Origin of the sequence: Paenibacillus sp. FSL M8-0228 (assembly GCF_038007385.1) — a bacterium.
In the GTDB taxonomy this organism is placed as follows: domain Bacteria; phylum Bacillota; class Bacilli; order Paenibacillales; family Paenibacillaceae; genus Paenibacillus; species Paenibacillus polymyxa_D.
The window spans coordinates 4,149,682-4,159,055 of record NZ_JBBOXA010000001.1 but is presented as its reverse complement, the minus strand read 5'-3'; the positions used below and the strand labels follow the sequence as shown (position 1 = coordinate 4,159,055).

General features: G+C 44.6%; 10 protein-coding genes. 7 read left to right on the top strand and 3 right to left on the bottom strand.

The genetic code is table 11. From position 1 onward, the window contains the following. The first annotated feature begins 82 nt into the window (after positions 1 to 82). From MKY98_RS18615 to MKY98_RS18600, 4 genes are all read left to right on the top strand, one after another. Positions 83 to 580 carry a hypothetical protein gene (locus MKY98_RS18615; protein ID WP_069012516.1) on the top strand — a complete coding sequence of 166 codons (498 nt, stop codon included), beginning with the start codon at positions 83 to 85 and terminating at the stop codon, positions 578 to 580. Between the two features lie 168 nt (positions 581 to 748). Further along, a complete protein-coding gene (locus tag MKY98_RS18610) occupies positions 749 to 1,459 on the top strand; it encodes a response regulator transcription factor (protein ID WP_039272977.1) in 711 nt (236 codons plus the stop codon). 2 nt (positions 1,460 to 1,461) lie between these two features. Next, positions 1,462 to 2,841 (top strand): HAMP domain-containing sensor histidine kinase, encoded by a 1,380-nt coding sequence (locus MKY98_RS18605; protein WP_069012517.1) that lies wholly within the window; start codon positions 1,462 to 1,464, stop codon positions 2,839 to 2,841. A 214-nt stretch (positions 2,842 to 3,055) separates the two neighbouring features. Next, positions 3,056 to 4,123: an ABC transporter ATP-binding protein gene (locus tag MKY98_RS18600; RefSeq protein ID WP_029515635.1), complete on the top strand. Its 1,068-nt coding sequence runs from the start codon at positions 3,056 to 3,058 to the stop codon at positions 4,121 to 4,123. Between the two features lie 148 nt (positions 4,124 to 4,271). Here MKY98_RS18600 and MKY98_RS18595 read toward each other — a convergent pair whose 3' ends face one another. Further along, positions 4,272 to 5,555 carry a pectate lyase family protein gene (locus MKY98_RS18595; protein WP_029515634.1) on the bottom strand — a complete coding sequence of 428 codons (1,284 nt, stop codon included), beginning with the start codon at positions 5,553 to 5,555 and terminating at the stop codon, positions 4,272 to 4,274. A gap of 380 nt (positions 5,556 to 5,935) precedes the next feature. Between MKY98_RS18595 and MKY98_RS18590 the strand changes: the two genes are divergently transcribed. After that, positions 5,936 to 6,673: a cyclase family protein gene (locus tag MKY98_RS18590; protein WP_069012518.1), complete on the top strand. Its 738-nt coding sequence runs from the start codon at positions 5,936 to 5,938 to the stop codon at positions 6,671 to 6,673. Positions 6,674 to 6,834: 161 nt separating this feature from the next. Here MKY98_RS18590 and MKY98_RS18585 read toward each other — a convergent pair whose 3' ends face one another. Further along, positions 6,835 to 7,248, bottom strand: a complete 414-nt coding sequence (locus MKY98_RS18585; protein WP_013311418.1) for a DUF4183 domain-containing protein — start codon at positions 7,246 to 7,248, stop codon at positions 6,835 to 6,837. Positions 7,249 to 7,694: 446 nt separating this feature from the next. On the opposite strand from MKY98_RS18585, the gene MKY98_RS18580 reads away from it, so the two are divergent. Continuing rightward, positions 7,695 to 8,336, top strand: coding sequence for a DUF4183 domain-containing protein (locus tag MKY98_RS18580; RefSeq protein ID WP_080658569.1), 642 nt, complete (start codon positions 7,695 to 7,697; stop codon positions 8,334 to 8,336). Here MKY98_RS18580 and MKY98_RS18575 read toward each other — a convergent pair. Continuing rightward, complete coding sequence (locus MKY98_RS18575; protein ID WP_238437886.1) at positions 8,314 to 8,493, bottom strand: oxidoreductase; 180 nt, start codon at positions 8,491 to 8,493, stop codon at positions 8,314 to 8,316. The two genes, MKY98_RS18580 and MKY98_RS18575, sit on opposite strands and share 23 nt — an antisense overlap. Before the next feature lie 282 nt (positions 8,494 to 8,775). On the opposite strand from MKY98_RS18575, the gene MKY98_RS18570 reads away from it, so the two are divergent. Beyond that, on the top strand, positions 8,776 to 9,360 hold the full coding sequence (locus tag MKY98_RS18570) for a TetR/AcrR family transcriptional regulator (protein ID WP_029515631.1): 585 nt from the start codon (positions 8,776 to 8,778) through the stop codon (positions 9,358 to 9,360). Positions 9,361 to 9,374 lie beyond the last annotated feature (14 nt).

The following is a 9,374-nucleotide window of genomic DNA, read 5'->3' as shown; positions in this document are numbered from 1 at the left end:
ATACTTTTCACACATTTGCTACACAATTATGCCGAATTCTCCTGATAAGCTAAAGATACTTTAAAGGAGAGGTGATTCAATCATGAAAAAATGGACTAAAAATGCAGCAGCCGTATTGACCGTAGTAAGTGTACTGGGAGGAGCAAGCAGCGCATTCGCCGCTACAGCAACAACGACTCTAGCGAGCACTGCACCAGTAACCAAAGCTCCTGCGGTTATGACACCGGCTACCAAAACACCGGCAAAAGCACCTGTGACGAAAACACCTGTGGTAAAAACACCGGTTAAAAAAGCTGTAACAGCTCATAAAACAACAACCAAAGCGAAGAAAGCCCCTGCCAAAAAATCCGTTGCGAAAAAAGCGGCAAGCCACAAAACAAAAGCAGTGAAAGGGCAGCACCGTACAGTTAAACATCATGCCAAAAAACATAATGTTGTTAAACACAAAGCAACAGCTCATAAAACTCGTACACATCATGTCGTAGCTAAAAAAGTGACCCACAAAACTCCAGTTAAAAAAGCAGTCCCAGCAAAAACAACTCCAAAAGCAGCAGCCAAAGTAGTAACAACCAAGAAATAAGTTTGATGCGTAGTTAGCACTCAGCTCGCCTGGCATATACAGCAGCGATTCATGATAAGAAAGACGGGACCGGGAACGGTATACCCGTCTTTTGTCTATTCTGCTAGGCTTCTGTTAAGCTTAAAGAGAGGATGGAAGCATCCAGAACAACGGCAAGGGGTTAAGGCCATGACAAAAATAGTAGTAGTGGATGACGATGTGTTCATTCTGCAATTAATATCTGAATATTTGAAAAAAGAATCCTACGAGGTGACTTCCTTTTCCAGCGGTAAAACACTGGTAGAGCATATCCGTATGAACCGTCCGGATTGTCTCGTTCTTGATATTATGATGCCTGGCATTGATGGGCTTTCTCTACTGACTCAGCTTCGTGAGTTTACGGAAATGCCGATCATTATGATCTCTGCCCGTGGAGAAGAGAACGACCGTATTCACGGGCTGGAGCTGGGCTGCAGCGATTTTTTGACCAAGCCCTTTAATCCAAGGGAGTTGGTAGGAAGGGTCAAAGCGATGCTGAGACTGAGCAAGGCCGGAATGTCTGCATCGGACGATAGGCAAGCGGCAGAAAACGCAGATCTATGCCATGCGGGCAATCTGTGTATTTTTGCTGACTTTCGTAAAGTCACAGTGGACGGACAAGAGCTGAATTTAACCTCACGTGAATTCGATCTGTTGCTGTTTCTTGCGAATCATCTGGAAAGACCTTTTGGCAGGGAACATCTGATTCAGCAGGTGTGGAGCTATGATTTTATAGGTGATGTGAGAGTCGTGGATGATCTGGTCAAACGGATTCGTAAAAAGTTAGCTGAATATCACTCTACGCTCGTCATTAACACCGTATGGGGTTTCGGATATAAAGCAACGGTTCAGGAGTTGTAATCATGCGTACGATGAGAGCTAAAATACTGCTTTCCCTGTCCATCGCCATGCTTATTACCGTCTGTATTACGGTGGTTTTATTCGTTAGGCTTATCGACGACATTCTGGTGAATCAAGCCAAATCCAAACTTCATGAGCAGGCACGCAAAGCCGTCCATATTATGAGCGATGGAGGCTTTGATCGACTGGATAATGCTGAATTTAACTATGTTATCAAGGGCGTGCTTTTATCTACCGATTACTTTATTTTAAGCACGGATAACCACATCATCGACTCAAGCGTTTCTGGAATGGAAGGCAAAAAGATCGAACATTTGCTTTTGATCCGCCAGGGATTTTTTGCATCGGTTCATCCGTCTGCCCAGGATCTGACCGCTACACATGAAGGGGTGGCTGTGCTTCAAGGTAAAAAGGTACTGTTTACGAATGAAGAATTGCCCGGACAACCTTTTCGTATTTTTGTATACTCACCTTTATCTTCTTTGAGAGCCCTGTATGTACCGTTAATGAGAACCACATTACTGTCTATCATCGCGGGTTTTTTAGTGATTCTCGTCATTGGTCTGATGGTGGTCTCACGTCTGGTGCGTCCGCTCAAACGATTGAAGGAGGCGGTTGGCAACTATGAGCCGAATCAGCCGCAGGATAGTGATTTTCCGCAGGCGGATAAAAGTGAGATTGGCGAGCTGATCGGCACCTTTCATTCCATGTCCGCCCGTATTCAGCAGCACCATCACGGTCAAATTGAATTTCTACAAAATGTATCTCACGAGCTAAGGACACCGTTAATGTCGATTCAAGGCTATGTATATGCCATTCAGGATCAAGTGGTATCCCAGGACGAGGGACTGAGTATCATCAAAGTGCAGTCCCAGCGGTTAATTGACATGGTGGAAAAGCTGCTGCAGCTATCGAGGCTGGAGGCGCTGAATGAAGAATGGCCTGTCTCTCTGGTTGATCTTAGAAGCATGGCGGAGGATGCTGTTCATCTATTGATGCCGGTGGCTGCTGAACGTTCTATCTCGCTCCGAGTGGAGGGAGAGGGTCTGCATGTGGCCGTTCCGGCCGAGCAATTGTTCCGCATGATATTGAATTTGCTGCAAAATGCAGTTCGGCATACCTCTACGGAGGTTGTCATTCATTTGGAGACAGGGACAACACCGGAGGTTGTATGGGTTATACATGTGGATGATGATGGGGAAGGGCTGACCGAACAAGAGGCAACCGAGGTGTTCGGAAGATTCTATGCGGGCTCGAATGGTGTCACAGGTCTTGGATTGGCTATTTGTCGTCAAATTGCTACCCGGTTGAATGGAGAACTACTCTGCACACGTTCGCCATTGGGTGGAGCACGCTTCAGCTATATCCAGCGCATGTTATAAATGAGTACAAAAATGGTTAAAAATGATCGTTTTTTCGGAGAAACATTTCATTTATCTAACATCGAATGGAAGTTTTTCGGTGATATTTGAGATATAGCTTGACTGGTAGGTACTAAACTGAGTAAAATTAATCGTATATACCTTGACTCATGGACGTCGTTTTTTTAGATAGTGGTCAATAATAGTGATGAATAATAAATGAAAGAGTGATGAGATGAACCGCCTTTTGGAAGTGAAGGACTTAACGATATCTTTCAAGACCCGCCAGGGACTAGTGCAGGCCATTCGTGGCGTAAACTTTCATGTCAATAAAGGAGAGACGCTGGCGATTGTGGGCGAATCCGGCTCAGGTAAAAGCGTAACCTCACAAGCTGTTATGAAGTTGATTCCGACCCCTCCGGGCATTTATCAAAAGGGTCAAATTATGTTTGACGGACAAGAGCTGATTAATAAAACGGAAAAGCAGATGCAAAAAATTCGTGGTAAGGAAATTGGCCTGATTTCTCAGGACCCAATGACTTCGCTTAACCCGACGATGAAAGTGGGCAAGCAGATTACGGAAGTGCTTTTCAAGCATGAAAAAATATCCAAGGATGCTGCTCGCAAGCGGGGTATTGAGTTGCTGAATCTAGTAGGTATCCCACATCCTGAACAGCGTTTTAACCAATATCCGCATGAATTTAGTGGCGGTATGCGTCAACGTGTCGTCATTGCGATGGCATTGGCTGCTAATCCGAAACTTCTGATTGCCGATGAGCCGACGACTGCGTTGGACGTAACGATTCAAGCTCAAATTTTGGAACTGATGAAAGATCTTCAGAAAAAGATTGATACTTCCATCATCTTTATTACTCATGACCTCGGTGTTGTAGCGAAGATGGCTGATCGCGTTGCCGTTATGTACGCAGGACAAATCGTGGAAACAGGTACGGTTAATGAAATTTTCTACAACCCGAAACATCCATATACATGGGGCCTTCTCGCCTCTATGCCAAGTTTGGACAGCCATGGTCAGAAGCTGGCAGCTATTCCGGGAACACCTCCGGATCTGCTTCACCCACCTGTAGGGGATGCTTTTGCAGCTCGCAGTTCTTATGCTATGAAAATTGACTTTGAGAAAGAGCCTCCACTCTTTCAATTATCCGATACGCATTTTGTGAAATCATGGTTGCTGCATCCAGATGCGCCAGCGGTTGAGCCACCAGATGCGGTAAAGGCTAAGCTTCGCAAGCTGGATAACGCATTTGAAAAGCCGGTTTTGGTAGAACAATACGGTAGTTAATGTGCGCTATAATTTGTAATTAAAAAAATGAAAAATAAAAAAAAGGGCTGTTCTCTCCGTGTGGAATCATTCTACGGAGGAAGCAGCCTTTTTGGTGTAAAATCGCAGGTTGTATGCGTCTGCGGTTATTTGTGTTAATGGGCAGTGTTTACAGCTTACCAGAGCCAGCTTGGGAAGTGACTTCTGCCTTCACACTGGCGGATGGGGAAATTTTATCGTTCAGCGATGGTTTCCAGCCTACAGAGGAGCTAAGACCCGCACTGGAGCCTGCATTAACAGCTTGTCCATTCAGGATTGTGCCCGTATCTGACAGGGCAGTTCCACCAAAGACAGTCACGATTTTAGCTGCAGATAAACCGGCAACGTCAATAACATTGTTTTCGGCGAAGATTTTGGAGGATTTACCTGCGCCCCATATATACAGTGAAGGATATTCGGAGCGTTTTACATCACCTGTATAGTAATTGTTGTACAGATGGACTTGTCCATACCGCACGCGTGGTGTGCGTTGTACCGTGTTTTCATAATAATTGTGATGCAGGGTTACACGTAAAGTCCCTTCATCTGCTGTTTTACTGTCGCTGTTGCCAATAATCGATGATTTATCATGATCGTAAAAATGATTGTAAGAAACCGTAACCAGATCGCCCTGGTTAATCACATCGAGAAGCCCATCATGATGCTGGTATTCTTGACCGTAAAAGGAGCCGTTTTGGCTATCTGGGTGAGATCCATCATTGAAGGTATTGTGGTCTACCCATACATGTGTGGCGCCGTTAATTGTAATGCTGTCATATTCCGAATTCCAATTGCCTGTGCTGCCGTCCGTTGGGTCCCATTGAGGAAAATAATCGTAGGCATCCTGGAACTCAATATTACGGATAATGACATTATCTGTCCCTTTTTTTAGTTGAAGGTTCGCGCCGTTAATGACGGCATTGCTACCCTGACCGACAATCGTTGTATTAGAAGGAATCTCAATGACGACACGACTGGCCTGATTTTTTTGTGAAGCCTCACGTGCCTTTTCCAATGTGCCGGACGGAGCCTTTTTACCCCAAGTGGATGGGTCATAAGCTTTGAGGTAGGCGTCAAAATCATATTTAGAGTCCTTGTAATCGTTCAATCCCAACGGCTTGTTATTGTCATCGACGTTGGCGTTGATCGTGCCTTTGACATAAATGATTTTAGGCGTACTATTGCTGTTTTTGCCCAAAGCATCGACTAATTGCTTGCGATTCGTTACGGTGAAAATATTAGAAGAAGAGGCTGCAGCTCCGCCTGTTGTGCCTGTAGAAAAGGCTGCCCAACCGTTTTTGTTACCAAGCGTTTCTTTACCAATATCGCTGGCTGCATGAGCAGGTGAACCAAGAGGGGACAGGGTAGTGAATAGCAGAGCTGCTGCAATTCCGAGTGAAAATCTCTTTTTCATAAAATACCTCCGTATATTGGATGAATAGAGTAGACAAACGAAGGGAGTCCCGGGTGCTCCTGTGGTTTCTACATTTTCTATCATACTTCGTGTTCCAGTATTTGTTAATATAATAAAAGTTACATACTAAAATTTTTGTCGAATTTTTTATATAATTCAATAGACCCCTACTTTTTCCAATCAAGACGTATATGTAATAATGAAAACGTTAACAATCACACGGAATAGGAAATGTATATATGAATATATGGAATTGTTTTTGTGTTTTTTCTCAAAATGTTAACGATTTCAATCTATACATTCTGGAAGGTCGATTTATAGATTTTTGCAGAATCCTCAGGTAAAATGGCTTGTAATAAAGCTGAGGAGGAATGGGCATCATGGCAGAGCATTTAGCAGATATCTTGAAGTTGTTGAAGCAAAAAGACTGGGTAGATTTGTCCCACGCTTTTTATCCTGAAATCCCTCATTTTCCAGTATTCGATAATGTTCAGGTGGATACCCTGTTTACCCACGACGATGGCTTTTTTGTAAAACAATACTGCTTTCCAGGTCAGTATGGGACTCATATTGACGCACCCGTTCATTTTGTGAAGGGCAAACGTTACTTGCATGAGCTTTCGTTGAAGGAGCTGGTTTTGCCGCTCGTTGTCATTGACCGTTCAGCAGCCGTTGAAGCCAATTCTGACTATGAACTTACGGTTGCGGATATTTTGGACTTTGAGAAAGAGCATGGACGCATTGCTGATCAGTCCTTTGTCGCTTTTCGCAGTGATTGGAGCAAACGTTGGCCTGATTCAGATGCCTTCTCGAACAAGGATGACGCCGGAGATGCACACTGTCCGGGCTGGTCGCTAGAGGCGCTACGCTTTTTGGTAGAAGAACGGAATGTGGCTGCCATTGGACATGAAACGCTAGATACGGATTCTTCTGTAGCTTATCGCAAAGCTGGCAAGCTGGTAGGGGAATATTACATATTGGAGCAGGATCGGTATCAAGTTGAGGTGCTGACGAATTTGGACAAGTTGCCCCCGACGGGGGCGGTCATATATAATATCGTTCCGAGCATTCAAGATTCCCCCGGATTTCCAGTGCGCTCCTTTGCTATTTTGCCTTAATCATACAGTACCCAGTCATTTGAAAACGATTGTATATTCATCTTGAGCTTAAAAGACCGATTCAGATATCGACATCTGAATCGGTCTTTTCTAGCTTATACGGGGAATGTACAGCCTGAATGACCGTTCAGTCCATCTTTGAATCAACATGATGAAACATCTTAAGTGATAATCGTTACGGTAGGGGCAGAGATGGTGGGCTGAGTTGATATGGTGGAGGTTGTGCCGCTAAAATCAGATATTTCTATGACAGCGGGGACACCTGGTGTAATATCTACAGAGGCAATGACCAGACTTGCCGTGGTCAGGGTGAATAAGGAGCTCTGCTGAATAACTCCATTAATATAATAATTAGCAGAATCAGTAGCCGTTAATGTTGGTAAAGCAACAACGGGAGCGTCGGCGTCATCTACGAAGCTTGCAGCAGGAATAGTTGTTGTTGTTGCTCCGATCATCCCGGCTGTAATTGTTGCAAAAAAACGAGTCACGGCTGGGGTTACAGTCGTGCTTATGGCACCACCAGTTGCTACGGGAGCAGTAGCTACTGCTGTGTACACAGGTTTTATGATGGGCATAGTTTTCATCTCCTTTCTTTACTGGTATGAGCCATTCGGTGGCTCTTAATCAATAAATGATTTCTCAACCTATTCGGAAACGGCATATTAACCTTTCTATTAATAATAGGGTGAATGGAGAAGGCCTATTTTGCTACAAATACAGATGGAAGCGAATACTTGGAATCGGCATCCTACAAATGCCTAAAACCCTAAAGAGGGATATGCATACAATACATAAATAAGCATGTGAGAAGGAGGTGTATACGACTGGTATGAGGAGACGCGATTCATCACTAAGAAGGCAAGGAAAAAGAACCGTACATTGCAAGATCAACAAACGTAAAAAGTGTAAAACAAGTTATTCACTCAAAGGTAGAACAAAAACGGGGTTCCATACCAAAAAGCATCCAAAGCTAATCATGCAACGGAGATGTAGAAATACTCCTACCAAGCGGAGGCGGAGAATGGGCAAGACGGGAAAGCCGGGTGTTCCAGGTTCGGCAGGAGCACAGGGTATTCCTGGTTTGACAGGGAAGCAAGGCGAAGCCGGGTTAACAGGGGTACAAGGTATTCCAGGTTTAGCAGGAGCACAAGGCATACCGGGAACTGCGGGAACACCGGGAGTCCAAGGAATACCAGGAATACAGGGTCCAGCAGGAACACGGGGAGCGCCAGGTCCGGCTGGCGTCCAAGGTAGTTCAGGTGCAACAGGTGCACCCGGCCCTACTGGAGCACAGGGCATAGCGGGCCCAACCGGAGCCCAAGGAATAACAGGCCCAACCGGTCCGGCAGCTGACATTTCAAATATTGAAATTATACCCATAGCCGAGCGATATTTTTATTTTGCACCTGCTACAATTGAGTCTTCAATCACGATTATGGCGGATCAATTTTCTGTAGATGGTGTACAGGAGCCCTTTCAGCGGTTTAATGTCGGAAGCAACAGTTATGCCAATCTATACATTAATGGAATGATACAAGAAAGCACATTGTATAGACTGACACCTGAATCGCTGACGATTCGCCTTAACGAAGGGGAGGCAATTTCCTCCGGCACACCTATTATTGTGGAAATTGTTCAATTTAGTGTGCGAGCCAGTGGATGATACTGTTCGCGGTGAGGCAACCCAGAGGCAGATACAGCTGTTTTTGGGGCAACGAGCCTTTGCGTCCGACATGCCAAAGCTGAAGACCGGCCTTGGAGCTTTGGTTATGGATGGCGTGCACGACTTTTTGCAGCGGGGAAATGTGCTCGTCGCTCATATGCCAAGACTGCCTGAGTCTTTTCCCTGCTGGGTGACTGCATGCACCTTAAGCATAATGAGTCCCGCCTGCCCGAGCGCCCGTTTTATTCGATTACATATCTATTTTATATGAATAAAATGTGGCGATACACGTATCATTAATTGTATTTATGATCATTCACTTATAAAAACATGGTATTTAGGTTTAATACAATATATTTCAAATGAAAGTATGAAGATAGAATGAGCCTGCATAAAAATATAATTTGCATTTTAGTTAGTTATCACTTACTATAATTTTATGAACAAGAAAACACATATAGACAGCAAAAAGAAAGATATTCTGCAGGCAGCGATGTGCTTATTTGCAACCAAAGGAATTGACGGGATTTCAGTCAAAGAAATTGGAGAGGCTGCCGGTGTGACGGATGCCGCGATTTATAAGCATTTTAAGAGCAAAGATGCGATGGCCTTGGAAGTATTTGGGCAGTATTGCAATAGCTACACCACCTTAATTGACTTCTATCGCAAGCAGAGTGGGAACTTCGTTAGTCGTTTCCATCAACTGGTGGATGAAGTGCTGAATATGCATGATGAGGACCAGTATGGTTTGCTTCTACTATCCCAGCATCATGAGCTGTATGTTGAAGCAAGCCAGAGCCAGAATGTGCGTCAGCCGCTGGAGGCGTTGACTGAATTCATCGAACAGGGGATTCAACAAGGTGAACTGCCGAAGCAGGATGCTCAGCTATCCGGTGTGCTCATCATTGGAGCTATTACACGCTTGTCCGTATCCAGCCTGGAAGGTGAACTTCCACAGCAGTTGGTTCCATTTGCAACAGAGGTCAAACAACGTTTAACAGCTTTATTAAGTAAAGGTCAGTAGTGACCTTTTCTTTT

Coding starts and splice junctions, on each gene's coding strand:
- MKY98_RS18615 (WP_069012516.1), top strand. CDS start 83: ATGAAAAAATGGACTAAAAATGCAGCAGCCGTATTGACCGTAGTAAGT.
- MKY98_RS18610 (WP_039272977.1), top strand. CDS start 749: ATGACAAAAATAGTAGTAGTGGATGACGATGTGTTCATTCTGCAATTA.
- MKY98_RS18605 (WP_069012517.1), top strand. CDS start 1,462: ATGCGTACGATGAGAGCTAAAATACTGCTTTCCCTGTCCATCGCCATG.
- MKY98_RS18600 (WP_029515635.1), top strand. CDS start 3,056: ATGAACCGCCTTTTGGAAGTGAAGGACTTAACGATATCTTTCAAGACC.
- MKY98_RS18595 (WP_029515634.1), bottom strand. CDS start 5,555: ATGAAAAAGAGATTTTCACTCGGAATTGCAGCAGCTCTGCTATTCACT.
- MKY98_RS18590 (WP_069012518.1), top strand. CDS start 5,936: ATGGCAGAGCATTTAGCAGATATCTTGAAGTTGTTGAAGCAAAAAGAC.
- MKY98_RS18585 (WP_013311418.1), bottom strand. CDS start 7,248: ATGCCCATCATAAAACCTGTGTACACAGCAGTAGCTACTGCTCCCGTA.
- MKY98_RS18580 (WP_080658569.1), top strand. CDS start 7,695: ATGGGCAAGACGGGAAAGCCGGGTGTTCCAGGTTCGGCAGGAGCACAG.
- MKY98_RS18575 (WP_238437886.1), bottom strand. CDS start 8,493: ATGAGCGACGAGCACATTTCCCCGCTGCAAAAAGTCGTGCACGCCATC.
- MKY98_RS18570 (WP_029515631.1), top strand. CDS start 8,776: ATGAACAAGAAAACACATATAGACAGCAAAAAGAAAGATATTCTGCAG.